Genomic DNA, 25,669 nt, shown 5'->3' with positions numbered 1-25,669 from the left:
AAAGGTCAATGCCCTGCCTTTTTCATGCCATCTTGTACGCTCTGGGGGCCGCTCGCTTGCGTATGCTCAACCTGTTGCGTTCCGTTGATCCCTTGCCAAAAAGGGACAGGTTTATTTTGGTAGGTTTTGTCTGCTTGGATTTGAAACATTTCGTTCGGTCAAAGCGTATCTATGGTGAGGACCTCATCAAGAACCATCAGCGTCACCGGGAGGTGATTATGGAAGAACAAACTTTTAGACAGGCGGTCGAAGATCACCGGGATGTCGTGTTTCGAATCGCATTGACGTACCTGCGCGATCGTGCCGATGCCGACGATATTGCCCAAGATGTCTTTCTTAAGTTGCTTAAAAGCGATGGACACTTTGAAAGTTGGGAACATCTTCGCCGCTGGCTTATCCGGGTCACGATCAATGAATGCAAATCTCTCTTTCGAAAGCCGTGGAGACGCGTGGAGGATATTGAAAGTCTGACCGATTCGCTTTCGGCGGCGCAGGATGAGACCAAGGCGGTCTTGTCAGACGTTATGCGACTTCCGGAGCGATTCCGTGTTCCCATCGTGCTCTATTACTATCTGGGCTTTTCGACCTCAGAGATTGCCGAGTTACTGCATGTGCCAGCCGCTACCGTTCGAACGCGTTTAGCTCGCGGTCGATCGAAGCTCAAATTCATCCTAGAGGAGGGCGACCGTGAAATCCAATCAAATCAAGCAGGCCTTCGAGTCCGTCCAAGCCGATAGCGATCTTGCCGACCGTGTTCTTTATGCCGCTGCTGGTGAGCCGCTTCGCCGAAAGGGTCACGCGAAGCCTCTGTATGTTGCCGTGATCGGATGCCTTGCCGGAGTGCTGGCGACCGGAGGGGTCGCCTACGCCGTCGTCAATTCCAGTTATTTTGCCTCTGCCTGGGGAAACCATGGCAACGGAGAGTCCGTTACCTGGACTCAAGGTGGCTCGTCGGGGACTAAATATACCTACACCAGAGAGTTTGGTGATGGTATCGCGCCCCAAAGCTTGGAGGGTTCAGTACAGAAGGTCAATCTGTCCGTCGAGGGCAACGGCTATACACTCGACATTCATGATATGGCTATCGACCAAAACGGCTGCGGTGCTGTGACGTTTTCGCTGTCCAATCCAAATGGTGTTAACTACTACAAGCCGGCAGCGGAGACTGGCGAACTTGTTCTCTATGGTGAAGAAGAACAAGGCATCGGCACGCCCGACATGAAGTTCGGCGAGGAATGGGCTGACACACGCAGCACAATTGATAAGGACACATCAAGTGACACGGTCATTAATGGCACGATGTACTTTGCCGCTATGGATCGCGAGCGAGATTTTCAATATGCGGTCACCTGGAATATCTCCTGGACCGAGGGCGAAGGTGAGAGTGCGAGGCAGTTTGAGGCGTCGACACCCGAGTTCAATATTGGAGCGTACGTCGATACAAAGGAACTCCGCTCCGGTGACTCGCCTCTTGAGATTAGCCCGTTTTCCATCCAGACGCACATTGATGATTTGGGCTATGAAGCAGTTGATAATAAGCTGACCGTCAGCTACAAGGATGGATCGGAGCAGATTATCGAAGATGACGACGCAGGGGTGTTCAACTTATATTTTTCTTATGCGCGCAATAGCGGAGAGAACATTTGGGTGCCAACGAAGTTGATTGATGTCGACCAAGTGGTCTCGGTAACCCTCGAGGGCACGAGGTACACATCGACAGGAGAGACTCAAACGGAAGAACCCTTTACCATCGTCTATTCGTAAGGCTTGAGGCCGCTTCCCACTAGGGGAAGCGGCCTTTTTTGCGTTATATGGACGGTTATTTTGAGCGATATTCGCCTGAATTTCGGAAGTATGCGGCAAAATCTCGATGGTTCGACCACACCGCAAATGCTCAAGCGCTCTACCTGCGGGTTTATTATCGAAAAACCCGGTTGTGCTCGGCAGGTCCAGAATTTGCCGCATACTTCCGAAAGCGCCGCCGATTTCCCTATGACAGATAAGGGCGGATCACCGCTGGAGCGCGACGTTTCCGCAGATAAAACCGACCAAAATAAACCTGTCCCGTTTTGGCAGGTAACGTTGCCCCAACGAGCACGTCGGATTCCCGGACCGGGCGGCCCAGGTTTTAAGTTTGTCGCGAGTTCCGCACGCAAAGGAAAGCACTTAATGTGCTTTCCGTCTTGCGCAGGACTGTAGAGCAGCAAACTTAACCCCTGTGCCGCCCGGCCCGGGAATCCGCACCCGCGCACAGGAGGGGATTCCTTTTGTGTAGGCTTTGCGGAAATGTGCCAATTTTGGGATACGCCCGGCGGCGTGGTATGTTGACGGCACGGCTAACGGCACGTATCCTATCCAACTGCGTGTTTCGTAGGGGGATGCTGACCCCTCGATTCAAGCCGTTGCACTTTACAGAAAGCTGGAATCATTCGAGAAGGAGTACGCTTTGCCTACTATTAACCAGCTGGTTCGCCAGGGCCGTCGTTCCGTGCCCAAGAAGTCCAAGAACGCTGCTCTGCAGCACAACTCCCAGAAGCGCGGCGTGTGCACCCGCGTCTTCACCACGAGCCCCAAGAAGCCGAACTCGGCTCTTCGTAAGGTTGCCCGTGTTCGCCTCGTCAACGGCATCGAAGTTACTGCTTACATCCCGGGTGAGGGCCACAACCTGCAGGAGCACTCCATCGTGCTCGTCCGCGGCGGTCGTGTCCGTGACCTCCCTGGTGTCCGTTATCACGTCATCCGTGGCGCCTACGACGCTGCTCCGGTCCAGAACCGTATGCAGGCCCGTTCCAAGTACGGCGCTAAGCGCCCCAAGGCCAAATAAGCCAGATAACGTTTTGATACTTTCGCCGTGTGCCGCCTTGAGCGCCGCACGGTAGACACTTAAGGAGATTTCACATGCCGCGTCGTGCAGCAGCTAATCGTCGTGAGGTTCAGCCTGACGCCGTTTACAACAACCGCCTGGTGACTCAGCTCATCAACAAGGTCCTTCTTGACGGCAAGAAGGCCACCGCTGAGCGCATCGTTTACACCGCTTTCGAGATCGTTGCCGAGAAGTCCGAGGGTGGCGACGCTCTCGCTACCTTCAAGAAGGCTATGGACAACGTCAAGCCCACGCTCGAGGTTAAGCCCAAGCGTGTCGGTGGCGCTACCTATCAGGTCCCGATGGAGGTCAACTCCCGTCGTTCCACCGCTCTGGGTATCCGCTGGATCGTCAACTTCTCCCGCGCTCGCAAGGAGAAGACCATGGCCGAGCGTCTCGCCAACGAGATTCTCGACGCTTCCAACGGCCTGGGCGCTTCCGTCAAGAAGCGTGAGGACGTCTTCAAGATGGCCGAGGCCAACCGCGCGTTCTCTCACTATCGTTGGTAAGTTAAGGTAAGGAACTAACATGGCTAAGCCTAAGTACAAGCTTTCCGATACCCGTAACATCGGCATCATGGCCCACATCGATGCCGGTAAGACCACCACGACCGAGCGTATTCTTTACTACACCGGTAAGACCCACAAGATCGGTGAGGTCCATGAGGGCGCTGCCACCATGGACTGGATGGTTCAGGAGCAGGAGCGCGGCGTAACCATTACCTCCGCTGCTACCACGTGCTTCTGGAAGAAGGACGGTACCGACTACCGCATCCAGATCATCGATACCCCGGGCCATGTTGACTTCACCGCCGAGGTCGAGCGCTGCCTGCGCGTCCTCGATGGCGCTGTCGCCGTCTTCGACGCCGTTGCCGGCGTTCAGCCCCAGTCTGAGACCGTTTGGCGTCAGGCTTCCACCTTCAACGTCCCCCGTATCGCCTTCATCAACAAGTATGACCGCGTGGGCGCTGACTTCTTCAACGCTATCGAGACCATGAAGGATCGTCTCGACGCCAACGCCGTGGCCGCTCAGGTCCCGATGGGCGCCGAGGACAACTTCTGGGGCGTCATCGACCTGGTCACCATGACTGCATGGGACTTCAAGGCCGACGAGAAGGGTATGACCTACCCCGAGCCGATGGACGAGATCCCGGCTGAGTTTGCCGACATCGCTGCCACCAAGCGCGAGGAGCTCCTCGACGCTGCTGCCAGCTTTGACGACGAGCTCATGGAGAAGATCCTCATGGAGGAGGACTTCACCGTCGAGGAGCTCAAGGCTGCTCTGCGCAAGGGCGTTCTGGCCAACGAGCTCAACCTCGTCTTCGTGGGTTCCGCCTACAAGAACAAGGGCGTTCAGGAGCTGCTCGACGCTGTCGTCGACTACCTGCCCAGCCCGCTTGACGTCGAGGCCGTCACCGGTACCGATCCGGACACCGGCGAGGAGATTCAGCGTCATCCTTCCTTCGACGAGCCCTTCTCCGGCCTGGTCTTCAAGATCATGACCGACCCGTTCGTCGGTAAGCTCACCTACGTCCGCGTTTACTCCGGCCGCGCCGAGTCCGGCTCCTACGTTGTCAACGCTTCCAACGGTCAGCGCGAGCGCCTCGGCCGCATCCTCGAGATGAACGCCGCCGAGCGTATCGACCGTGACGACGCTGCCGCCGGCGACATCGTCGCTTGCGTCGGCTTCAAGAACTCCACCACCGGTGACACCCTGTGCGCCGAGGGCAAGGAGATCGTCCTCGAGAAGATTGAGTTCGCTAAGCCCGTTATTGACGTTGCCATCGAGCCCAAGACCAAGGCCGAGCAGGACAAGATGTCCCTGGCTCTGACCAAGCTCGCCGAGGAGGACCCGACCTTCCAGGTGTCCACCAACCACGAGACCGGCCAGACCATCATCGCCGGCATGGGCGAGCTGCACCTCGAGATCATCGTCGACCGTCTGCTCCGCGAGTTCAAGGTTGACGCTAACGTCGGTAAGCCCCAGGTTGCCTACCGCGAGACCGCCGGTCACGACGTCGAGAAGGCTGAGGGCAAGTTCGTCCGTCAGTCCGGCGGTCGCGGTCAGTACGGCCACGCCGTCATCAAGCTCGAGAAGATGGAGGAGGGCTTCGGCTACGAGTTCGTCAACGCTATCGTCGGCGGCGTCGTGCCCAAGGAGTACATCCCGTCCATCGACAAGGGCATCCAGGAGGCCCTGAACACCGGTGTTATCGCCGGCTTCCCGGTCCTCGACGTTAAGGTCACCCTGTTCGACGGTTCTTACCACGAGGTCGACTCCTCCGAGGCCGCCTTCAAGATCGCCGGTTCCATGGCTATCAAGGACGCTCTCAAGAAGTCCGATCCGCAGCTGCTCGAGCCGATCATGGCTGTCGAGGTCGAGACCCCCGAGCAGTACATGGGCGACGTTATGGGCAACCTCTCCGGTCGCCGCGGCAAGATCGAGGGCATGGAGGATCGCAAGAACAGCAAGCTCATCCGTGCCAAGGTGCCGCTGGGCGAGATGTTCGGTTACGCTACCGACCTTCGCTCCCAGACCCAGGGCCGTGCATCCTACACGATGCAGTTCGACTCTTATGAGCCCGCGCCCAAGTCCATCGTGGACGAGGTCATGAGCAAGAACGCCTAAGTTCGAGCTCCCTGTTACGTAATCCGCGAGAACATCTCTCGCACTCTTTGGAGGTTTAAGTTGGCTACCCAGAAGATCCGCATTCGCCTCAAGGGCTATGATCACGAGGTCGTCGATCAGTCCGCGAAGCTCATCGTCGAGACCGCTCAGAAGACCGGTGCTCGCGTTTCCGGTCCTGTCCCCCTGCCCACCGAGCGCAACCTGTACACGGTTATCCGCTCGCCGCACGTGAACAAGGACTCCCGTGAGCAGTTCGAGATGCGCACCCACAAGCGCCTCATCGACATCCTCGACCCCACCTCGGGCACCGTTGATTCGCTTATGCGTCTCGACCTCCCCGCTGGCGTCGACATCGACATCAAGCTCTAAGCGATATCGCTCATAGCTTAAAGGGCCCCGCTGCCGTTACGGTAGCGGGGCCCTTTTGTTTTGCATGATGGGTTTGGATCGCCGGGTAAGGCTGCCGAGCGGCTGGCTGTGGCGACCTACTCACTCAAGGGGCGCAATGACGCTTCCTCAAAATGGAAGGATCGCAAGCCGTCTTCTGTTTCGATGCACGCACGACCAAAGCCATCGACCGTTTTAAAGATGCCTCGCGCCAGCTCGTCACCGGCAGGGGAGCGGGCGATAACGTGCTTTCCAATCCAATTGAGGTGAGCGACATATTCGCCGTGGACGGGCGCGAGCGGTCCGGTGTTTTCTTCCATGGCGTTGAGGCGTTCTGCCCAGGCATCTATAGCGTCTATAACTGCGTGATAGACCTCATCGAGGAGCATGTCGACAGCTGGAACGTTCTCGTTAAGGTCCGAGAGACCGATTGCCGGCAGGCCGCCATCGGGCACCTCTTGGGGCGCATAGTTCACATTGACGCCAATGCCGCAGACGGCGAAGGGTTTGCCTTCGTTATCGCGTGCTGCCTCGACTAAGATGCCGCCAAGTTTGCGCCCTCGAGCGACCAAGTCGTTGGGCCATTTGAGGCCAATCTCGTTTGCAAGACCCTGTTTTTCGAGCGCCTCGAGCACCGCTAGGCCGCTGACGGCAGCAAGACCAGAGTACTTCGCAGGATTAACGCATGGACGCAGGACAATCGAAAGCAATAGGTTGCCGGCGGTTGAATCCCACTTGTGGCCGCGCCGGCCGCGTCCTGCTGTCTGAGCCCGGGCGGCAAGTCCTGTGCCGTGCGGCGCTCCCTGTTTTCCTGCTTCGAGCAGGTCATCGTTGGTCGATCCGGTTACGTCGACTATCGTTAATTTGGCATCCATAACGGCTGCTACCTCCTTAATGAATAAGTGAATAACGCAATGGTGTCGAGAGAGACACAATGTGAAGCCTTTGTCGCATTTGGACAATTTAATGTTAACACGTTAACAACGACTGAAATGCGCTATCCTCTCTTGGTCGATGTAAACACGTCAACAACTCAAAGGAGGTTAGTGATGGGTTTCACGATTCTTGGAACGGGCTCGGCGCTTCCTAAGCGCAGTGTTTCCAATGACGAGCTGTCCGAGTTCCTCGATACCTCGGATGAGTGGATTTTTACCCGCACAGGTATCAAGAGCCGCCACGTCTGCACCACCGAGTCACTTGATGACCTTGCCGTAGCGGCGAGCGAGCGGGCACTCCAGGTGTCCGGAATCGACGCGAGCCAGCTGGATCTGATCGTCTGCTCGACGACGACGGGTGACCATCTTGTTCCCGCTGAGGCGTGTGCCGTTGCTGAGCGACTAGGCGCGACATGCCCCGCCTTCGATGTCTCGGCGGCCTGCGCCGGCTTCGTATTTGCGCTCGATGTCGCCGAGGGCTATATCGCCCGCGGGCGTGCCAAACACGTGCTGGTCGTTGCGGCCGAGCAGATGACGCGCGCGCTCGACTGGACCGACCGCGCCACCTGCGTGCTCTTTGGCGATGGGGCAGGCGTCGCGGTGATTGAGGCTGGGGGAGACAGCCCCCTTGCCGTTGAGCTTTCGACGGCGCCCGACGTCGAGACGTTGCGCGTTCCCGGTCTGGTCGGCACCTCGCCGTTTAAGGCCTCCGCAGATAGCGAGAGCGTGCTGTCCATGAATGGCCGCCGCGTGTTCAAGTTTGGCGTCAACGCCATCTGCGACACGGTCCATAAGCTTGCGAGCGATGCGGGCATTTCGGTCGAGGACATCGACCATTTTGTATTCCATCAGGCTAACGAACGAATCCTGAGTCAGGCGGTCAAACGCCTCGGCGTGCCAGACAAGCGCGTGGTTCGAACGCTGCGCGAGACCGGCAACATTTCGAGCGCCTGCATTCCCTTTGCGCTTGACCGGCTGGCACGCACCGACGCACTGAATGCGGGTGACATCATCGCCCTCGTTGGATTTGGCGCCGGCCTGGATATAGGTGGCTATCTGCTTCGTTGGAAGTAGTCGCACATAGGAAATAAAACGCCCCTAGGGCACAAACAAAGGAGAACTACCATGGCAGATCAGAAGACCTTCGAGCGCGTTTGCGACGTTATCCGCGAGACCGCTGGCCTTGACGACGTCGAGATGAAGCCCGAGTCCACGCTCGAGGAGATTGGTCTCGACAGTCTGGGCACCGTCGAGATCCTCGTCGCCGTCGAGGACGAGTTTGGCATCCAGCTCGATACCGAGGAGAACCCCAAGACGGTCGGCGAGTTCGCCGATACGGTCGAGGCGGCATTGGAGAAGTAGTGATGCTCAAGTCTCCTCTCTGCGATCTGCTCGGCATCGAAAAGCCCGTGTTCCAGGGCGGTATGGCCTGGATCGCCGACGCCTCGCTGGCGTCCGCAGTGTCCGAGGCGGGCGGCTTAGGGATTATCGCGGCCATGAACGCCGACGCCAACTGGCTGCGCGACCAGATTCATGAGCTGCGCGCCAGGACGGATAAGCCCTTTGGCGTCAACGTCATGCTCATGAGCCCGTTTGCCGACGAGGTCGCGCGGGTCGTGATTGACGAGCGGGTACCGGTCGTCGTGACGGGTGCCGGCAATCCCACCAAGTACATGAAGGCGTGGAACGAGGCGGGCATCAAGGTCATCCCGGTCGTTGCCTCGGTGGCGCTGGCGCGCCTCGTGGCGCGTCGTGGAGCCACTGCCGTGGTTGCCGAGGGTACCGAATCAGGCGGCCATATTGGCGAGACCTCGACGATGGCACTGGTGCCGCAGGTTGTCGATGCGGTCGATATTCCCGTGGTTGCGGCTGGCGGTATCGCCGATGGCCGCGGCGTGGCGGCCGCCTTTATGCTGGGCGCCGCCGGCGTGCAGGTGGGTACGCGCTTTCTGATCGCAGATGAGTGCACCGTATCGGAGCAGTACAAGGAGATGGTCCTGAAGGCCAACGACACCTCGACGCGTGCGACCGGCCGCTCGACGGGACACCCGGTGCGTGCCCTCAAGAGCCCCTTCACCAACGCCTACGCCAAGAGCGAGGCGGCGGGCGTAAGCGTCGAGGAGCTCGGGGCCATGGGCACGGGCGCCCTTCGCAAGGCCGCCAAGGACGGCAATTACGAAGAGGGCTCGTTTTTGTGTGGACAGATTGCCGGCATGGTCAACGAGCGCCAAAGCGCACGTGAAATCGTTGACGACCTGGTCGATGGCGCCGAGCACGTCCTGAAGGGTGCGTGCGCATGGGTGGCGTAGCGTTTCTGTTTGCCGGCCAGGGCGCCCAGCACCCCGCGATGGGCGTCGACCTGATCGAGGCATCGCCGGCGGCCGCCGAGGTGTTCGCCATTGCCGACGAGGTGCGCCCGGGGACCAGTGAGCAGTGCCGAAGCGCCTCCAAGGAGGAACTCTCGCAGACCGAGAACACGCAGCCGTGCGTGTTCGTTCACGATCTGGCAGCGGCTGCCGCCCTGCGTGAGCGCGGCGTGGTACCTACCGCCTGTGCGGGTTTTTCGCTTGGCGAGGTCGCCGCGCTCACCTTTGCGGGGGCGTTCGATACGCGAGCGGGTTTTGAGCTCGTATGTGAGCGTGCGGCATTGATGGCCACGGCGGCCGAGCGTCACCCCGGCGGCATGCGCGCCGTCATCAAACTCGATGCGGCGCAGGTCGAGGGCTTGGCAAAACAGGCCGGCGAGGACTGCTGGCCGGTCAACTACAACAGCCCCCAGCAGACGGTTGTGGCCGGAGCGCCCGAGGCGCTGCAGGAGCTCGACGTTCTAGTGAAAGAGGCTGGCGGTCGCGCCATGAAGGTCGCGGTGTCGGGTGCATTCCATAGCCCCTATATGGCCGAGGCGACCTGTGGCCTTGCTGCATATATCGAGGCCGGTCACGCGCCGTCCCCGCTGCTGATTCCTGTTATGGCAAATATGACAGCGGCGCCCTATCCGGCCGACCCGCAGGCGGCAGCGGAGATGCTGGCCAACCAGGTGAGTCATGCCGTGCGCTGGGTCGACACGCTGCATGCTCTGCAGGATCAAGGCATCGATACGTTTATTGAGGTCGGCCCTGGCAAAACGTTGTCCGGCTTGGTCAAGCGTACGTTGAGCGACGTTCGCGTGTATTCGTGCGAAACGGCCGAGCAGGTCGCAGCTATTGCCGACGAGCTCGCATAGTCCACAGAGCTGTAACCCGAAAGGAATGACATGGGCAACTTGAACAACGGCGCGCTCGAGCGCAACGACTCACGTCGCGTGGCGCTGGTCACGGGCGGCTCGCGTGGTATCGGCCGCGCTTGTGCGGTTGGCCTGGCGGAGGATGGCTACGATATCGCCGTCGTCTATGCCGGCAGCGTCGATGCGGCGCGCGAGACATGCGAAGCCTGTGAGGCGGCTGGCGCCACGGCGCGCGCATATCAATGTGACGTGGCCGACCCCGATGCCGTCAACGCTTGCGTGGAGACGGTCCTCAACGACTTTGGCTTCATTTGGGCGCTTGTCAACAACGCCGGCATCACGCGCGACGGCCTGCTCATGCGCATGGGCGATGACGCCTTCGACCGCGTGCTCGATGTCAATCTCAAGGGCACGTTCAATATGACGCGCGCGCTCACCAAGACCTTTATGCGCCAGCGCGGCGGTTGCGTCGTCAACATGAGCTCGGTCGTGGGCCTGATGGGCAATGCCGGGCAAGCCAACTACGCTGCTTCCAAGGCGGGCGTGATAGGGCTTACCAAGGCGGTGGCGCGCGAGCTTGCGCCTCGTGGCGTACGAGCGAACGCGGTCGCCCCCGGGTTTGTCGAGACAGATATGACGGCAAAGCTCTCGGAGAAGGTGCGTACGGCAACCGAGGAACAGATTCCCCTTAAGCGCATGGCACGTCCCGAGGAAGTGGCCGGCGTGGTGCGCTTTTTAGCGAGCGATGCGGCTGCTTACATTACGGGCGAGGTCGTGCGCGTCGACGGCGGAATGGCGATGTAGAAACCAGGGCCGAAGAACGGCTTGGATGAGGAGACCATGATGGAACAGAGAGTTGCAATCACCGGCATCGGTGCCGTATCGCCGCTCGGCAACACCGCGCTTGCCACCTGGGCGGCCATGTGCGCCGGGACCTGTGGCATCGGCCCGATCACGCACTTCGATACCGATGCGTTTACCGTCAAGGTGGCGGCCGAAGTCAAGGGCTTTGACGGCAACGAGTACTTTGGCAAGCGTGACGCCAAGCATCTCGACCCCTGCGTTCAGTTTGCGATGGCGGCTTCGGACGAGGCAATGCACGATGCGGGCTTTGATGTCGAAGGCGCCATCGATCGTGAGCGCCTGGGCGTCTACGTGGGCTCGGGCGTGGGCGGCATGACGACGCTCGTCGACAACGTCCACACGATCGCCGATCGTGGACCTCGCCGCGCATCGCCCTATATGATTGCGATGATGATCCCCAACATGGCTTCAGGCAATATCGCGATCCGCCACAAGGCAAAGGGACCGACCCTGCCAGTCGTGACTGCTTGCGCGACCTCGGCCCATGCGGTGGGCGAGGCGTTCCGCGCCATCAAGCACGGCTATGCCGACGCGATCCTCGCGGGCGGCGCCGAGGCGGCCATTATCCCCGATGCCGTTGCAGGCTTTACGTCCTGCCGCGCATTGACCACCAACCCCGATCCTGCGACGGCTTGCCGCCCGTTCGATGCAGACCGCGACGGCTTTGTGATGGGCGAGGGCGCTTGCGTGCTGGTACTCGAGAGCATGGAACATGCGCAGGCGCGCGGTGCGCACATTTATGCCGAGGTCGTGGGCTACGGCAACACCGATGATGCTTATCACATCACGAGTCCCGATCCCGAGGCTGCCGGCATTGCCCGCGCGATATCGCTGGCGGTGGCCGAGGGCGACGTCAAGCCTTCCGAGGGCCTCTACATCAATGCCCACGGCACCTCGACCAAGCTTAATGATTCGTCCGAGACGGCGGGCATTAAGCGAGCGCTCGGCGAGGACGCGGCGCGCGCCGCACATGTCTCGTCGACCAAGTCGATGACGGGGCACATGATCGGTGCCACGGGGGCCATCGAGGTCATGGCCTGCGCCATGGCACTCGAGCAGGGCGTGGTGCCGCCGACCATTAACTACCACACGCCCGATTCCGCCTGCGATCTTGATTACACGCCCAATCGTGCGGTTCGCGCCGACCTTACCTGGGCGCTTTCGACCAACCTGGGCTTTGGCGGGCACAACGCCGCCATCGCGCTGCGTAGATATACGAGGAGCTAGAGCATGGATTCCAAAAGACTTGCCGAGATAGCCGATGTGATGGAGGACCGCGGCCTCACGCGCGTACGCGTTGAGGAGCCCGATGGCACCGCGGTCGAACTCGAGCGCGCGAGTGTGGCGCAGCCGGTTGCCGTGCCCATACCTATGCCGAGCGCCATGGCCGCTCAAGTTGCAGCTCCCACAGTCGCGCCTGCCGCACCGGAACCCGCCACGCAGACACCTGCCGCCGCGCCGGAGCCCAAGGGCACCGAGGTGACTGCTCCCATGGTGGGCGTCTTCTATGCTGCCCCTGCGCCGGGCGACGAGCCATTTGTGCGCGTGGGCTCCAAGGTCAAGGCCGGCGAGACCCTCTGCATCATCGAGGCCATGAAGGTTCTCAACGAGGTGACGGCCGAGGCAGACGGTGAGGTGCTCGAGATCTGCGTGGCCGACGGCGACCTCGTGGAGTTTGGCAGCTGCCTCATGAGGATCGGATAGGTGATATCCATGAACAAAGAAGAGCTCAAGAAGCTGTTACCGCATCGCGAGCCGATGCTTTTGCTCGACGAAGCCGAGCTGGTGGGCGACGAGGCCCACGGCAAGATCACGATTACAGGCGACGAGTACTTTTTGCAGGGACATTTTCCGGGAAACCCGGTCGTTCCCGGCGTGATTCAGTGCGAGATGCTCGCCCAGAACTGCTGTGTGCTGCTGATGGGCGATGAGGAGGCGCGCGGCGCGACGCCGTTCTACACGAGTCTGGACAAGGTGCGCTTTAAGCGTCCGGTGCGCCCGGGCGACACGGTGGATCTAGTGTGCTCCATCACGCGTGCGCGCGGGCCGTTCCGCTTTGCGACGGGTACTGCGAGCGTCAACGGTGAGGTTTGCTGCCGCGCCGATATGTCTTTTGCACTCATGCACGAAAGTTAAGGAAGGCTCCATGTTCGACAAAGTGCTCATCGCCAACCGCGGCGAAGTCGCGGTCCGTGTTATCCGCGCGTGCCGCGATATGGGCATCAAGACCGTCGCCGTTTATTCCACGGCCGATGCGGACGCGCTACACGTGCAGCTTGCCGACGAGGCGTATTGCATCGGCGGCCCGCGTCTTGCCGAGAGCTACCTCAACGACGATGCCGTGCTCACCTGTGCCGTAAAGTCGGGAGCTAAGGCAATTCATCCCGGCTATGGCTTCTTTTCCGAGAAGGCGAGCTTCGTGCGCGACTGCGACAAGTTCGGTCTGGCGTTTGTCGGTCCTTCGGCCGAGGTGATCGACAGCATGGGCGACAAGGACGCCGCACGCCGAACGGCCGCTGCTGCGGGCGTGCCCATCGTGCCGGGCTGCGATTTGCTCAAAAGCCCCGAGGAGGCGACGGCCGAGGCCGAGCGCATCGGCTGCCCCGTGCTTATTAAGGCGCGCGCGGGCGGCGGCGGTCGCGGTATTCGCAAGGTCGAGCGCGTGGAAGATGCGGCAAAGGCGTTCATCGAGGCGCGTGCCGAGGGTGAGGCCGTTTTTGGTGACGGCGAGTGCTACATGGAGAAGTTCGTTGCGCCGGCGCATCACGTTGAGGTGCAGATTATGGCCGATAAGCAGGGCCATGTGTTTTCACTCGGCGAGCGCGAGTGCTCGGTGCAGCGCCGCAACCAAAAGCTGATCGAGGAGAGTCCCGCGCCGTGCCTCGACGGACGCGACGATATTCGTGCCCGTATGCACAAGGCGGCGCGCGACTTGGCTCGTGCCGTCGGTTATGAGGGCGCTGGCACCATCGAGTTTCTGTACTCGGACGACGGCAATTTCTACTTTATGGAAATGAATACGCGCTTGCAGGTGGAGCATCCGGTTACAGAGTTTGTAACCGATACCGACTTGGTCAAGTGGCAGCTGCGCGTGGCAGCCGGCCAGCCTCTGCCCTTTGAGCAGGAGGACATGCCGGTGCGCAACCACGCCATGGAGTGCCGCATCAATGCCGAAACGCCGGACTTTCTGCCGTCGTGCGGAACGGTCACCGCGTTGCGTGTGCCGGGTGGTCCGCGCGTGCGCTGGGATTCCGCCATGTTTACCGGAGCGAAAGTTCCGCCGTACTACGACTCCATGCTCGGCAAGCTCATCGTGTGCGCGCCCACGCGTGACGGTGCCATTCGCAAGATGCGCTCGGCCCTGGGCGAGCTCGTGATTGAGGGCGTGAGCGAAAATAGCGAGCTTCAGCTCGACGTGCTGGCAAACGACGAGTTTTTGTCGGGCATATATCACACCGATCTGATGGGACATCTCTATGCTGATGAATAGAAAAGCGAAGACGGTCAATGTCCTTGAGGGGCCGATAACCGAGTCGTGCGCCGAGTTCCCCGCGCGCCACGTGTTTGTCAAATGCCCGGAGTGCCGCCGTGTGATCGATGAGGCGCGCCTGCACGACAACCTCGAGGTCTGCCCTCGTTGCGGCAAACACTTTCGCGTGAGCGGTCGCGCGCGCATGCGCATGACGGTCGACGCGGGTACCTTTGAGGAATGGGATGCCAATCTGGCGTCGAAGGACTTCCTCTCGTTTCCCGGTTATGCCGACAAGCTTAAGAGCGTGAGCGAGCGTTCGGGCGAGCGCGATGCCGTTGTGTGCGGCAGGGGCAAAATCTGCGGTTGCGATACCGCGCTCTTCTTTATGGATGCCAACTTTATGATGGGCTCGATGGGCTCCGTGGTGGGCGAGAAGATCTGTCGTGTCTTTGAGCGCGCGGCCGAGTTGGGGCTGCCGGTCGTTGGCTTTACCGTATCGGGCGGCGCCCGCATGCAGGAGGGCGTGACCTCGCTCATGCAGATGGCCAAGATTTCTGCGGCGGTTAGGCGCCACAGCGAGGCGGGCGGCCTGTATATCACGGTGCTCACCGATCCCACGACCGGAGGTGTAACCGCGAGCTTTGCCATGGAGGGCGACATTATCCTGGCCGAGCCCGATGCCCTGACGGCATTTGCCGGCCCGCGCGTGATCGAGCAGAACATGCACAAGCGTCTGCCCAAGGGATTCCAGCGTTCCGAGTTTTTGCTGGAGCACGGCTTTTGCGATGCCGTTGTTCCGCGTGGTGAGATTGCGCTCACGGTAGGCGAGCTGCTGGCGCTGCACGAAGGGCACGCGCCCGGCCTGGGGGCACCGCATGAGATCGTGCATACGGGTCGTCGCGACAAAAAGCTGGGACACTTGTTTAAGCGCTCGGCCGCACCAAAAAGCGCGCTCGAAATCGTCAAACAGACTCGCTCGGCGAACCGCGCCACGGCAGGCGAGATGATCTCGTTGGGTCTCGACGGATTCGTAGAGCTGCACGGCGACCGCTACTTTGGCGACGATGCTGCCGTGGTGGGCGGCATCGGCTGGAAAGACGGGCGACCCGTGACGGTTATCGCCATCGAGCGCGGTACCACGACCAAAGAGCGCATGCGTCGCAACTTTGGTATGGCACATGCCGAGGGCTACCGCAAGGCACGTCGCCTGATGCACCAAGCCGAGAAATTTGGTCGGCCGGTTCTGTGCCTGGTCGATACTTCGGGCGCGTTTTGCGGCATCGGTGCCGAGGAGCGCGGCCAGGGCGAGGCGATTGCCCAGAATCTCATGGAGATGAGCGGCCTTAAGACGCCGATTGTCTCGGTGGTGACAGGCGAGGGCGGCTCTGGTGGCGCGCTGGCGCTGTCCGTGGCCGACCGCATCCTGATGCTCTCGAGCTCGGCCTATTCGGTCGTGAGCCCCGAGGCCTGTGCGTCGATCCTGTGGAAGGATACCGAGCGCGCGAATGAGGCCGCTGAGGCGCTTAAGCTCACGGCCCCCGATCTGTTGGCGCTCGGCATCATCGACGGCATTGTTGACGATAGGGGCCTGTCGCATGAGGAGATCGCCGGTGTCGTCATGTCCTCGGCATTTGATGCCTTCGATACGCTTGGGCAGCTCGACGACGCGACCCTCACAAACCTCCGCTACGAAAAGTACCGCGCAATCGGTCAGTACCGCACGATGTGACAAAGGGACAGTCCACATGTCACATTGGGAAAGGCGTTCCATGTCACAAGTTTCTAACACCTCGTTTACAACGACGGTTTCATCAAACGCCATGGCCGTGGTGGACTATCTGTCCAAAAGCATGATGTCGGCGTTGCCGTTTATTGTCTGCGCGGCGCTGTTCCGCACCGTTGCCGTCATTATGGGCGAAGGCATGCTTGATCTATGGCCTGCCGATTCCGAAATCTATCGCCTGTTTTACAGCTGGCTGTATAACGCCGGCTATTACTTTTTGCCCATCTATCTTGGTTGGGCCGCTGCCCGCCAGCTCGGTTGCTCGGAGCAGCTGGGCATGATGCTGGGCGGCGTATTGATTGTGCCCGATCTGCTTAAGCTCGTTGATGCCGCATCGACGACGGGGGCATCGATGACTTTCGTGTATGATCTACTTCCCGCGCCGGTCAACGATTACACGACGACTGTTATTCCGGTTCTCATCTCGGTGCCCGTGCTATGGCAGGTGGAGCGTTTCTTTAAGCGCACTATCCCTCAGGCTGTGGCGTTTTCTTTTGTACCGTTTGCAACCATGCTTGTCATGGTTCCGGTGTCGCTGTGTGTTACGGCGCCGGCAGGCAGCTATCTGGGCATGCTGTTGGGACAGCTTATGTTTATGCTTGGCAATTCCGGTGGCATCGTGTCGCTGCTCACGCTCATGGGGCTTGCCGCGGGCTGGGAGTTTCTTAAGATCGCGGGTGTCAGCAACGTTGTCCTATCGCTTGCCTATGCGCAGTTTATGAGTGTGGGAACGGATTCGTGCATCCTGATCGCCGCGACGATGGCAACGTTCGCCGTTTGGGGTATGCCCTTTGGCGCGTCGCTCCGCGTTGCGGATAAGGACGAGAAGGCGCTCATGCTGGGCTATTCAATCTCGGGGATTCTTGGCGGCGTAAGCGAGCCAGCGCTGTACGGATGCGGCTTTAAATATGGCAGGTGTCTGACGTGCATGGCCGTTGGCGGCGCCGTCGGAGGCCTTGTTGCGGCCGTGGGCCACGTTACGGCTTATACCATCGGTATGACGAATGTCCTCATGGTCATTGGCTTTGCCACGGGCGGCATCTCGAATCTGCTGTGGTGCTGCGCTGCCGGCGGCGCAGCATTTGCGGTGTCTGCGGCGCTGAGCTGCTGTTTTGGCGTGGTGCCGACAAAGATGCAGGCGGCAGAAGACGCAGCTGATTCGCTCGAAACAGTGGCGAGCGCTGCTGAAGCAAGCGCATAAATCTGTGCGACAAAAGGACGATTCCTTTGTCATATTCCAAGGCTGCGGCCCGTGTGGGTTGCGGCCTTTTTGTATCTGGGGGACAAAGTGGCTACACTACAATCCGTTTGAGCAATAGATATATAGGTAGTACCGTGGGGACTGATGAGGATGGTCGAGTGGATTGTTCGTCGTGCGCAGGGCGACCGTGCGCGCGTGGGAACGTTGACGGGCATAGTGTGTATTCTCGCCAATGTTGCGCTTTGCGCTGCGAAGGGTGCAATTGGCGTGCTGTCGGGATCGGTTTCGATTGTGGCGGACGCCATGAACAACCTGTCCGATGCCAGCTCGAACATCGTGAGCGTGCTTGGCTTTAAGCTGGCGGGCAAGCCGGCCGACCCCGAGCATCCTTACGGACATGGCCGCTACGAGTATCTCTCGGGTCTGGTCGTGGCGGCGCTCGTGCTGCTGATTGGCGTTGAGCTGGTGAAATCGTCGGTGGAGCGAATTATCAACCCGGAGCCTGTCGAGTTTTCGCTTTCCCTGGTGGCGGTTCTGGTGCTGTCAATGGTCGTAAAGCTGTGGATGGCGGCCCTCAACCAAAAGCTCGGCGATCGCATTGAGTCCGAGACGCTGCATGCGACCGCTCAGGACTCAAAGAACGATGTCCTAGCTACGGGTGCTGTGCTGGCGTGCGCAATTGTTTCGCAGGTGACGCATATCAATCTAGATGCATGGGTCGGCCTTGCCGTTGGCGCCTATATTGGCTGGAGCGGCTTTGAACTCATCCAGGATACGATGAGCCCGCTTTTGGGCCAGGCGCCCGATCCTAAGCTGGTCAAGCACATTCGAGACAAAATCATGAGCTACCCCGGCGTTTTGGGCGTTCACGATTTGATGGTTCACGACTACGGCCCAGGCAGAAAGTTCGCAAGCGCTCACGCCGAGATGGCAGCCGAGGCCAGCCCGCTGGAAAGTCACGACACGCTCGATAACATCGAGCAGTCGTTTAGGGTCGAAGACGGCATGATCGTCACGCTCCATTACGATCCCATCGTGACCGACGATCCAAAGGTGGCGAGCATGCGTCTGCGCATCAACGCTATGGCTCAAGAGATTGATAGCCGCCTCTCGATCCACGACCTACGCTGTGTTCCGGGCCCCACGCATACCAACGTGATCTTTGACTGCGTACGTCCCTCGGATTTGGCGATGAGCGCCGAGGACCTGAAGCGCGCGCTGGCGAAACGGGTCGAATCGGAATATCCCAAGTCGGTCGCCAAGATCACGATCGACGAAGACTACGTAGGCCATACCCACGAGTAGGGCTGTGCCAGCAAAGCAAGTTATACAGAAGGGGAGAGCATGAAGCGTCTATATCTACTCCGCCACGGTCAGACAGAATTCAACGTTAAAAAGCTCGTCCAGGGCCGCTGCGATTCTCCGTTGACCGATCTGGGCCGCAAGCAAGCGGGAATGGCAGCCGCATGGCTCAAAGCCCACGGCGTCGTCCCCGACAAAGTGGTCTCTTCGCCCTTAGGCCGAGCCATGGACACGGCTCAGCTCGTCGCATGCGAGCTCCTCGGCCCGGACACAGCAGTCGAGCCCTGCGAAGGCATCATCGAGCGCAGCTACGGCACCTTCGAAGAAGGCCCCCACGACGCCCTACCCACCGACGTCTGGGACCCCGGCGAGGACCTGATCCCATTTGGCGGAGAAGGAAGCCATGCCCTGCAGGAGCGCATGGTGGGCACCCTCACCAATCTCATGGGCGCCGAGGGCATCGAAACCCTCCTAGCAGTAAGCCACGGCAGCGCCAGCCGCCAATTCATCAAGGCTGCAGCCCCAGAGGGCTTCGAGCTCCCAACAAAACTCCCCAACTGCGCCATTATGATTTTCGATTTTGATGAGGCGGAGCCACAAGTAGAGGGCGAGCCAATGCAATGCAAGTTCACCCTCCAGCAAATAGTGGACCCCCAACAAAGTCATTAGCCTGAGCGAGCAGAGTTAAGCAGACATCAACGTGTCGTCTCCCGAGCACGGCGGAGGGCCGGAGAAATATATTAAGGTCATCGCGAGTTCCGCACGCAAAGGAGAGCACTTAATGTGCTCTCCGTCGTGAGCAGGACTGTAGAGCAGCAACCTTAATATGTCTCAGGCCCGCCCCCTCCGCCGCACACTGGGAACGTGCCACGCACTTTACCTGCGTAAACAATGTGAGTGAAATATGAATCTCGATGGATACGCCCGCAGCCGTGTATACTAAACAGCTGTGTGAAACCAGGGGAGTATTTTGGCTGGACAAAATGCCTGCTTAATAGGGTTGTCAGGTAGTCCGGGCGAAATACAAGGCTGGGGAGCACGTCGTGTAAGTAGTGGTCCTCTAGGGGCGTACGCTCGGTGGTGTACGCATTGTCCCAAGACCACGCGAGAGTTGGGATCATATCTTGATCAGCATGATTCTCGGCCGCAAGATTGGCATGACCCAGGTTTGGGACGAGGACGACAACGTCGTTCCCGTCACGGTCATCCAGGCTGGCCCCTGCGCTGTCTCGCAGGTTAAAACTCAGGCAACCGACGGCTATGACGCCGTCCAGATCGGTTTCGGCGACATCAAGGCCAAGAACGTGAACAAGCCCATGGCTGGTCACTTCGCCAAGGCTGGCGTCGAGCCTGTCCGCTTCCTTCGTGAGGTCCGCGTCGAGAACGGCGAGGAGCACAAGGTCGGCGAGGTCGTCACCGTCGCTGATTTCGCTGATGTCGAGAAGGTCGACGTCATCGGTACCTCCAAGGGTAAGGGCTTCCAGGGTCGCATCAAGCGCTGGGGTCAGCGCCGCGGTCCTATGACGCATGGTTCTCACTTCCAGCGTCACCCCGGTTCTATCGGTCAGTGCGCCTATCCTGCGCGCGTCCTCAAGGGCGTCAAGATGGCCGGTCACATGGGTAACGAGCGCGTTACCGTCAAGAACCTTTCCGTTGTCCGCATCGATGCCGAGCAGAACCTCATCTTGGTCAAGGGCGCTGTCCCGGGTGCCAAGAATGGTCTCGTCGCCATCCGTATGGCCTAAGGGCCCAGCCCATTTAGCCCAGCGTCATACCAAGGAGAACACTTAAATGGCAAAGTTTGAAGTAAAGAACAGCGAGGGCAAGAAGGTCGCCGAGGCCGAGCTCGCCGCTGAGGTGTACGGCATCGAGCCGAACATCCACGTTATGCACCACATCGTCAAGTGCCAGATGGCCTCTTGGCGTCAGGGCACCCAGTCTGCTAAGGGTCGCTCTGAGGTTTCCGGTGGCGGCAAGAAGCCTTGGCGTCAGAAGGGCACCGGCCGTGCCCGCCAGGGTTCCATCCGTGCTGCCCAGTGGCGTCACGGTGGCGTTGTCTTCGCCCCCAAGCCCCGTTCCTACGCTAAGCGTATGAACAACAAGGAGGTCAAGCTGGCTATGCGCTCCGCGCTGTCCGCCAAGCTGGCCGATGGCGAGCTCGTGCTCGTCGACGACTACGGCTTCGAGAAGCCTTCCACCAAGGCTGCCGTCGCCATGCTCAAGGCTCTCGGCCTTGAGGGCAAGCGTCTGACCATCATCGTTCGCGATGAGGACGTCAACGCCTACCTGTCGTTCCGCAACATTCCCAAGACGTTCATCATCACTGCCGACGAGGCCAACACCTACGATCTCGTCAACAACAACGCTGTGCTGATGCCCGCTGACATCGCCGCTCACTTCGGGGAGGTGCTTGCATAAATGACCGCCCACGAGATCATCATCCGTCCGATCGTGTCCGAGCGTTCCTTCTCCGGCATGGAGCTGAACAAGTACACGTTCGAGGTCGCCAAGGATGCTAACAAGTATCAGATCAAGGACGCTGTCGAGGAGATCTTCGGCGTCAAGGTCGTTCGCGTGAACACCTTGACGGTCAAGCCCAAGATCAAGCGCGTGCGCTATGTCGCCGGCAAGACCCGTTCTTGGAAGAAGGCCATCGTCACGCTGGCCGAGGGCGACACCATCGAGGTCTTTGGCAACCAGGCCTAAGACTCGCTGCTGTTGAGTGAGCTCATGCCTCCCAAATAGGGGAGGCGAGAGCTCAAGGTTTCGGGTGTATAAAATGGACACGCCCGGAACCGTGTATACGTCCGGTGTCATCGCACCCGAGGCAGAACCTCGAATCCCTGTCTGCGATGGCTAACGGATTCCTATTGAAAGGGATTGTAATGGCTGTAAAGCACCTTAAGCCGACCTCCGCTGGTAGGCGTTGGCAGACGATCTCCGACTTCTCCGAGATCACCTGCACCAAGCCCGAGAAGTCCCTTCTCGAGCCCCTGCCCAAGAAGGCCGGTCGTAACAACAACGGCCGCATCACCACCCGCCACCAGGGCGGCGGCGTGAAGCGTCGTTACCGCGTGATCGACTTCAAGCGCAACAAGGACGGCGTGCCCGCCAAGGTTGCCACGATCGAGTACGATCCGAACCGTTCCGCTCGCATCGCTCTGCTGCACTACGCTGACGGTGAGAAGCGCTACATCCTGGCCCCCAAGGGCCTCGAGGTCGGTCAGACCATCATGTCCGGTTCTGACGCCGACATCAAGCCGGGCAACGCTCTGCCCCTCGCCGACATCCCCGTCGGTACGCTCATCCACGCCGTCGAGTTCCAGCCGGGCAAGGGCGCTGCTATCGCCCGTTCCGCCGGTAACTCCTGCCAGCTGATGGGTAAGGAGGGCAAGTACGCTATCGTCCGTATGCCTTCCTCCGAGATGCGTCGCATCCTCGTTACCTGCCGCGCCACCGTCGGTGAGGTCGGCAACGCCGATCACGCCAACATCGTCATCGGCAAGGCCGGCCGTAAGCGTCACATGAACGTGCGCCCGACCGTCCGCGGTACCGTCATGAACCCTGTCGATCACCCGCACGGCGGTGGCGAGGGCAAGAACCACACCTCTGGTCGTCCCTCTGTTACCCCCTGGGGTAAGCCGACGAAGGGCCTTCGTACGCGCAAGAAGAAGAAGGTCTCGAACCAGCACATCATTCGTCGCCGTAAGAAGTAATTTCGGATACCGAGTTTTAGGAGAAAGCACTTATGAGCAGAAGTCTCAAAAAGGGCCCGTTCGTGGAGACTCGCCTTCTCTCGCGTATCACCGCGATGAACGAGGCTGGCAAGAAGGACGTCGTGAAGACCTGGTCCCGCGCGTCCACCATCTTCCCCGAGATGGTTGGTCACACCATCGCCGTCCACGACGGCCGCAAGCATGTGCCCGTGTATGTTACCGAGTCCATGGTTGGTCACAAGCTCGGCGAGTTCGCGCCGACTCGTACGTTCCGTGGCCACAAGGCCAAATAGGGGGTTAACCGTAAATGGCAACTAAGTCTATTGAAACTGAGGCCACCGAGGTTCGCGCCGTCGCTAAGTACGTGCGTGTTTCCCCCAGCAAGGCCCGCCTGGTGGTCGATCTGATCCGCCGCAAGCCTGTCGCTCAGGCCTTCGACATCCTCCACTTCTGCGACCGCGCCGTCGCCGTGGATGTCGAGAAGGTTCTCCGTTCCGCCGTTGCGAACGCCGAGAACAACAACGGTCTGCGTGCCGACAACCTGGTTGTCGCCGCTGCCTATGTTGACGAGGGTCCGACGCTTAAGCGCATCCGTCCCCGCGCCAAGGGTTCCGCTTCTCGCATTCTGAAGCGTACTTCCCACATCACCGTCGTCGTTGCTCCTCGAAAGGAGGCGTAAAGCTGTATGGGTCAGAAAGTCTACCCCACCGGCTTCCGTCTTGGCATCACCGAGAACTGGCGCTCCCGCTGGTTCGCAGATAAGGATTACGCTAAGACCCTCGGTAACGATCTCGAGATCCGCAAGTACCTCGAGAAGCGTCTTTCCCGCGCAGCTGTCTCCCGCGTCGAGATCGAGCGCGCTGGCGACAAGGTGAAGGTCATCATCCTCACCGCTCGCCCCGGCGTTGTCATCGGTAAGAAGGGTGCCGAGATCGATACCCTCCGCACCGAGCTCGAGAAGGTTGCTGGCGTCTCCAAGGGCCAGCTCTCCGTCGACGTTGTCGAGATCAAGCGCCCCGAGCTCGACGCCAACCTCGTTGCTCAGTCTATCGCCGAGCAGCTCGAGGGTCGCGTTGCCTTCCGTCGCGCTATGCGCAAGGCTGTCCAGTCCGCCCGCAAGGCCGGCGCCAAGGGCATCCGTATCCAGTGCTCCGGTCGTCTCGGCGGTGCCGAGATGGGCCGTCGTGAGTGGTACCGTGAGGGTCGCGTGCCTCTGCACACCCTCCGCGCCAAGATCGACTACGGCACGGCTGTCGCCAGCACCACCATGGGCGCTTGCGGCGTGAAGGTCTGGATCTACCTGGGCGAGAAGCTCCCGGGCCAGCCTGTTCCCAACCCTGCACTCGAGGGCTCTTCCCGTCCTCGTCGTCGTAACTCCGAGAGGAGGGGTCAGTAGTGCTTGCCCCTAAGCGTATTCTTCACCGCAAGGTGCAGCGTGGCTCCATGAAGGGCCAGGCCAAGGGTAATACCGAGCTGCATTTCGGCGAGTTTGGTATCCAGGCTCTCGAGGCTCATTGGATCACCAACCGTCAGATCGAGGCCGCTCGTATTGCCATGACCCGCTACATGAAGCGTGGCGGTCGTGTCTACATCACGATCTTCCCCGATAAGCCCATCACCAAGAAGCCTGCCGAGACTCGCATGGGTTCTGGTAAGGGTAACCCCGAGGAGTGGGTGGCCGTCGTCAAGCCCGGCCGCATCATGTTCGAGGTCAAGGGCGTGCCCGAGGAGGTCGCTCGCGAGGCTCTGCGTCTTGCACAGCACAAGCTTCCCATCAAGACCAAGATTGTTGCTGCCAAGAACGCTGAGCAGCGCATCGAGAAGGAGATGGCTGAGGAGGCCGCTCTCGAGGCCAAGTGGGCTGCTGAGGACGCCGCCGCCGCCAAGGAGGAGAACTAATGAAGCCCGCAGAGATTCGTGAGCTCTCGGACGCTCAGCTCGTTGAGAAGCTGAAGGAAATGCGCGCCGAGCTCTTTAACCTTCGTTTCCAGATGGCCACCAGCCAGCTGGACAACACCGCTCGCGTCAACACCGTGAAGAAGGACATCGCTCGCGTCCTCACGGAGCAGCGCGCCCGCGAGATCGCAGCGGAGAAGTCCGCTGTCGCCGAGTAGGACCTAAGGAGAGAACATGACTGATTCGCGTAACTCGCGTAAGGTCCGTACGGGTGTCGTTACCTCCGTCTCCGGTGCCAAGACCATTGTTGTCACCATCACCGAGCGCAAGCGTCACCCCAAGTACGGCAAGATGATGACCAGCTCCAAGAAGCTGCACGCTCACGACGAGGAGTGCACGGCTGGCGTGGGCGACACCGTCCGCGTTATGGAGACCCGTCCTATGTCCAAGATGAAGCGTTGGCGCCTCATCGAGGTCGTCGAGCGCGCTAAATAAGCAGTCGCTCTTACGACTTGTACGTTTCCGAAGATGTGCGTATGCCTGGCTTGCATACCACGGGCCGCATAAAGGCTGCGCACCTCTCTTCGGTTCTTAGTTCGGAGGAACATCTACCATGATTCAGATGCAAACCATGCTGAACGTCGCCGACAACTCCGGCGCTCGCAAGATTCGCTGCATCAAGGTGCTTGGCGGTTCCAAGCGTCGTTATGCAGGCATCGGCGATGTGTTCATCGGTGCTGTCCAGGAGGCTACCCCTGGCGCCAACGTCAAGAAGAAGGACGTTGTCCGTTGCGTCGTCGTTCGCACCGTTAAGGAGATCCGCCGCAAGGATGGCTCCTACATTCGCTTTGATGAGAACGCCTGCGTTGTCATCAACAACGATGGTTCGCCCGTCGGCACCCGTATCTTCGGGCCCGTCGCTCGCGAGCTTCGTGACAAGAAGTACATGAAGATCGTCTCGCTCGCTCCCGAGACCCTGTAGTTAGGGGAGATATATGTATATCAAGAAGGGCGATAAGGTCCAGGTTCTCTCTGGTAAGGATCGCGGCAAGCAGGGCGTTGTCCTGCGTGCTCTCCCCGCCGAGAACAAGGTCGTTGTCGAGGGCGTTTCGGTCGTCAAGAAGGCCGTCAAGCCCAACGCTGCCAACCAGCAGGGCGGCATCGTTTCGCAGGAGGCTCCCATCGACGCCTCCAACGTCAATCTCGTCTGCCCCGAGTGCGGTAAGGTTACCCGCGTCGGTCACGAGAAGGACGGCAAGAACAAGCTGCGCGTCTGCAAGAAGTGCGGTCACAAGTTCTAAGCTGCCCGCAACATCAAGTTGCTAGCAAAGGCCCGGATGCCATGGTGAACTGCGTCCCAAATCTTGGACGCCCTAAATAGCGACTAGGCCGCGAGGGC

At 60.0% G+C, this 25,669-nt stretch carries 32 protein-coding genes and 1 pseudogene; 32 read left to right on the top strand and 1 reads right to left on the bottom strand.

Annotated elements, in window-relative coordinates:
- Positions 1-62: 62 nt before the first annotated feature.
- The 7 genes from DWX63_RS09045 to rpsJ all read left to right on the top strand — a co-directional run bounded on the left by DWX63_RS09045 (position 63) and on the right by rpsJ (position 5,860).
- Entirely contained in the window at positions 63-737 is a 675-nt protein-coding gene (locus DWX63_RS09045) for an RNA polymerase sigma factor (protein WP_233514525.1), read from the top strand.
- Entirely contained in the window at positions 688-1,764 is a 1,077-nt protein-coding gene (locus tag DWX63_RS09040; protein WP_117843497.1) for a DUF4179 domain-containing protein, read from the top strand. Before DWX63_RS09045 ends, DWX63_RS09040 begins: the two co-directional genes overlap by 50 nt.
- A gap of 60 nt (positions 1,765-1,824) precedes the next feature.
- Entirely contained in the window at positions 1,825-2,199 is a 375-nt protein-coding gene (locus DWX63_RS11155) for a hypothetical protein (RefSeq protein ID WP_147336086.1), read from the top strand.
- Between the two features lie 247 nt (positions 2,200-2,446).
- The gene (gene rpsL, locus DWX63_RS09035) at positions 2,447-2,824 is read left to right on the top strand and encodes a 30S ribosomal protein S12 (protein WP_006235012.1); all 378 of its coding nucleotides are present in this window, start codon (positions 2,447-2,449) and stop codon (positions 2,822-2,824) included.
- A gap of 74 nt (positions 2,825-2,898) precedes the next feature.
- Positions 2,899-3,372: a 30S ribosomal protein S7 gene (gene rpsG, locus DWX63_RS09030; protein ID WP_006235013.1), complete on the top strand. Its 474-nt coding sequence runs from the start codon at positions 2,899-2,901 to the stop codon at positions 3,370-3,372.
- Between the two features lie 19 nt (positions 3,373-3,391).
- Positions 3,392-5,491, top strand: coding sequence for an elongation factor G (gene fusA / locus DWX63_RS09025; protein ID WP_117843496.1), 2,100 nt, complete (start codon positions 3,392-3,394; stop codon positions 5,489-5,491).
- A gap of 60 nt (positions 5,492-5,551) precedes the next feature.
- Entirely contained in the window at positions 5,552-5,860 is a 309-nt protein-coding gene (gene rpsJ / locus DWX63_RS09020) for a 30S ribosomal protein S10 (RefSeq protein ID WP_022094184.1), read from the top strand.
- A gap of 116 nt (positions 5,861-5,976) precedes the next feature.
- Here the strand turns inward: rpsJ and DWX63_RS09015 are convergent, their stop codons facing one another.
- Entirely contained in the window at positions 5,977-6,753 is a 777-nt protein-coding gene (locus DWX63_RS09015) for a biotin--[acetyl-CoA-carboxylase] ligase (protein WP_117635351.1), read from the bottom strand.
- Positions 6,754-6,927: 174 nt separating this feature from the next.
- Here DWX63_RS09015 and DWX63_RS09010 point away from each other — a divergent pair, with 174 nt between their 5' ends.
- From DWX63_RS09010 to rplX, 25 genes and pseudogenes are all read left to right on the top strand, one after another.
- Positions 6,928-7,887: a 3-oxoacyl-ACP synthase III family protein gene (locus DWX63_RS09010; protein ID WP_117843495.1), complete on the top strand. Its 960-nt coding sequence runs from the start codon at positions 6,928-6,930 to the stop codon at positions 7,885-7,887.
- Between the two features lie 51 nt (positions 7,888-7,938).
- Positions 7,939-8,175 carry an acyl carrier protein gene (locus DWX63_RS09005; RefSeq protein WP_006235019.1) on the top strand — a complete coding sequence of 79 codons (237 nt, stop codon included), beginning with the start codon at positions 7,939-7,941 and terminating at the stop codon, positions 8,173-8,175.
- A 2-nt stretch (positions 8,176-8,177) separates the two neighbouring features.
- Complete coding sequence (fabK, locus tag DWX63_RS09000) at positions 8,178-9,122, top strand: enoyl-[acyl-carrier-protein] reductase FabK (protein WP_117806118.1); 945 nt, start codon at positions 8,178-8,180, stop codon at positions 9,120-9,122.
- Entirely contained in the window at positions 9,110-10,036 is a 927-nt protein-coding gene (locus tag DWX63_RS08995) for an ACP S-malonyltransferase (protein WP_117843494.1), read from the top strand. Before fabK ends, DWX63_RS08995 begins: the two co-directional genes overlap by 13 nt.
- Positions 10,037-10,066: 30 nt before the next feature.
- Positions 10,067-10,840, top strand: a complete 774-nt coding sequence (gene fabG / locus DWX63_RS08990; RefSeq protein ID WP_117843493.1) for a 3-oxoacyl-[acyl-carrier-protein] reductase — start codon at positions 10,067-10,069, stop codon at positions 10,838-10,840.
- A gap of 39 nt (positions 10,841-10,879) precedes the next feature.
- The gene (gene fabF, locus DWX63_RS08985) at positions 10,880-12,127 is read left to right on the top strand and encodes a beta-ketoacyl-ACP synthase II (RefSeq protein ID WP_117629228.1); all 1,248 of its coding nucleotides are present in this window, start codon (positions 10,880-10,882) and stop codon (positions 12,125-12,127) included.
- Positions 12,128-12,130: 3 nt separating this feature from the next.
- Positions 12,131-12,604 (top strand): acetyl-CoA carboxylase biotin carboxyl carrier protein, encoded by a 474-nt coding sequence (gene accB / locus DWX63_RS08980; protein ID WP_117843492.1) that lies wholly within the window; start codon positions 12,131-12,133, stop codon positions 12,602-12,604.
- Between the two features lie 9 nt (positions 12,605-12,613).
- Entirely contained in the window at positions 12,614-13,036 is a 423-nt protein-coding gene (fabZ, locus tag DWX63_RS08975; RefSeq protein WP_099432064.1) for a 3-hydroxyacyl-ACP dehydratase FabZ, read from the top strand.
- 10 nt (positions 13,037-13,046) lie between these two features.
- The gene (locus DWX63_RS08970; protein WP_117843491.1) at positions 13,047-14,390 is read left to right on the top strand and encodes an acetyl/propionyl/methylcrotonyl-CoA carboxylase subunit alpha; all 1,344 of its coding nucleotides are present in this window, start codon (positions 13,047-13,049) and stop codon (positions 14,388-14,390) included.
- Positions 14,383-16,101 carry an acetyl-CoA carboxylase, carboxyltransferase subunit beta gene (gene accD / locus DWX63_RS08965; RefSeq protein WP_233514524.1) on the top strand — a complete coding sequence of 573 codons (1,719 nt, stop codon included), beginning with the start codon at positions 14,383-14,385 and terminating at the stop codon, positions 16,099-16,101. Before DWX63_RS08970 ends, accD begins: the two co-directional genes overlap by 8 nt.
- A 40-nt stretch (positions 16,102-16,141) precedes the next feature.
- A complete protein-coding gene (locus DWX63_RS08960; RefSeq protein ID WP_147336085.1) occupies positions 16,142-17,356 on the top strand; it encodes a PTS fructose transporter subunit IIB in 1,215 nt (404 codons plus the stop codon).
- A 150-nt stretch (positions 17,357-17,506) separates the two neighbouring features.
- Positions 17,507-18,661: a cation diffusion facilitator family transporter gene (locus DWX63_RS08955; protein ID WP_199411175.1), complete on the top strand. Its 1,155-nt coding sequence runs from the start codon at positions 17,507-17,509 to the stop codon at positions 18,659-18,661.
- 39 nt (positions 18,662-18,700) lie between these two features.
- Positions 18,701-19,327 (top strand): histidine phosphatase family protein, encoded by a 627-nt coding sequence (locus DWX63_RS08950; protein ID WP_117843487.1) that lies wholly within the window; start codon positions 18,701-18,703, stop codon positions 19,325-19,327.
- 455 nt (positions 19,328-19,782) lie between these two features.
- Entirely contained in the window at positions 19,783-20,403 is a 621-nt protein-coding gene (gene rplC / locus DWX63_RS08945; RefSeq protein ID WP_035137484.1) for a 50S ribosomal protein L3, read from the top strand.
- A gap of 46 nt (positions 20,404-20,449) precedes the next feature.
- Positions 20,450-21,076: a 50S ribosomal protein L4 gene (rplD, locus tag DWX63_RS08940; RefSeq protein WP_006235032.1), complete on the top strand. Its 627-nt coding sequence runs from the start codon at positions 20,450-20,452 to the stop codon at positions 21,074-21,076.
- Entirely contained in the window at positions 21,077-21,364 is a 288-nt protein-coding gene (gene rplW, locus DWX63_RS08935) for a 50S ribosomal protein L23 (protein ID WP_117647573.1), read from the top strand.
- Between the two features lie 179 nt (positions 21,365-21,543).
- A complete protein-coding gene (gene rplB, locus DWX63_RS08930; protein WP_055250219.1) occupies positions 21,544-22,374 on the top strand; it encodes a 50S ribosomal protein L2 in 831 nt (276 codons plus the stop codon).
- A gap of 32 nt (positions 22,375-22,406) precedes the next feature.
- On the top strand, positions 22,407-22,667 hold the full coding sequence (gene rpsS / locus DWX63_RS08925; protein ID WP_006235035.1) for a 30S ribosomal protein S19: 261 nt from the start codon (positions 22,407-22,409) through the stop codon (positions 22,665-22,667).
- Between the two features lie 14 nt (positions 22,668-22,681).
- The gene (rplV, locus tag DWX63_RS08920) at positions 22,682-23,053 is read left to right on the top strand and encodes a 50S ribosomal protein L22 (RefSeq protein WP_006235036.1); all 372 of its coding nucleotides are present in this window, start codon (positions 22,682-22,684) and stop codon (positions 23,051-23,053) included.
- Positions 23,054-23,059: 6 nt separating this feature from the next.
- Positions 23,060-23,770 (top strand): 30S ribosomal protein S3, encoded by a 711-nt coding sequence (rpsC, locus tag DWX63_RS08915; RefSeq protein ID WP_117843486.1) that lies wholly within the window; start codon positions 23,060-23,062, stop codon positions 23,768-23,770.
- A pseudogene (gene rplP / locus DWX63_RS08910) lies at positions 23,770-24,165 on the top strand (50S ribosomal protein L16); the annotation flags it as partial. The gene rpsC and the pseudogene rplP, both read left to right, overlap by 1 nt.
- 107 nt (positions 24,166-24,272) lie before the next feature.
- Positions 24,273-24,488: a 50S ribosomal protein L29 gene (rpmC, locus tag DWX63_RS08905; RefSeq protein WP_006235039.1), complete on the top strand. Its 216-nt coding sequence runs from the start codon at positions 24,273-24,275 to the stop codon at positions 24,486-24,488.
- 16 nt (positions 24,489-24,504) lie between these two features.
- Entirely contained in the window at positions 24,505-24,765 is a 261-nt protein-coding gene (gene rpsQ / locus DWX63_RS08900; protein WP_006235040.1) for a 30S ribosomal protein S17, read from the top strand.
- A 118-nt stretch (positions 24,766-24,883) separates the two neighbouring features.
- Positions 24,884-25,252 carry a 50S ribosomal protein L14 gene (rplN, locus tag DWX63_RS08895; protein WP_006235041.1) on the top strand — a complete coding sequence of 123 codons (369 nt, stop codon included), beginning with the start codon at positions 24,884-24,886 and terminating at the stop codon, positions 25,250-25,252.
- A gap of 13 nt (positions 25,253-25,265) precedes the next feature.
- Entirely contained in the window at positions 25,266-25,571 is a 306-nt protein-coding gene (rplX, locus tag DWX63_RS08890) for a 50S ribosomal protein L24 (RefSeq protein ID WP_006235043.1), read from the top strand.
- Positions 25,572-25,669 lie beyond the last annotated feature (98 nt).

It is taken from the genome of Collinsella sp. AF20-14LB (assembly GCF_003459505.1).
Classification (GTDB): domain Bacteria; phylum Actinomycetota; class Coriobacteriia; order Coriobacteriales; family Coriobacteriaceae; genus Collinsella.
The sequence above is the reverse complement of the archived record's forward strand: the minus strand, read 5'-3'. Positions and strand labels throughout refer to the sequence as shown.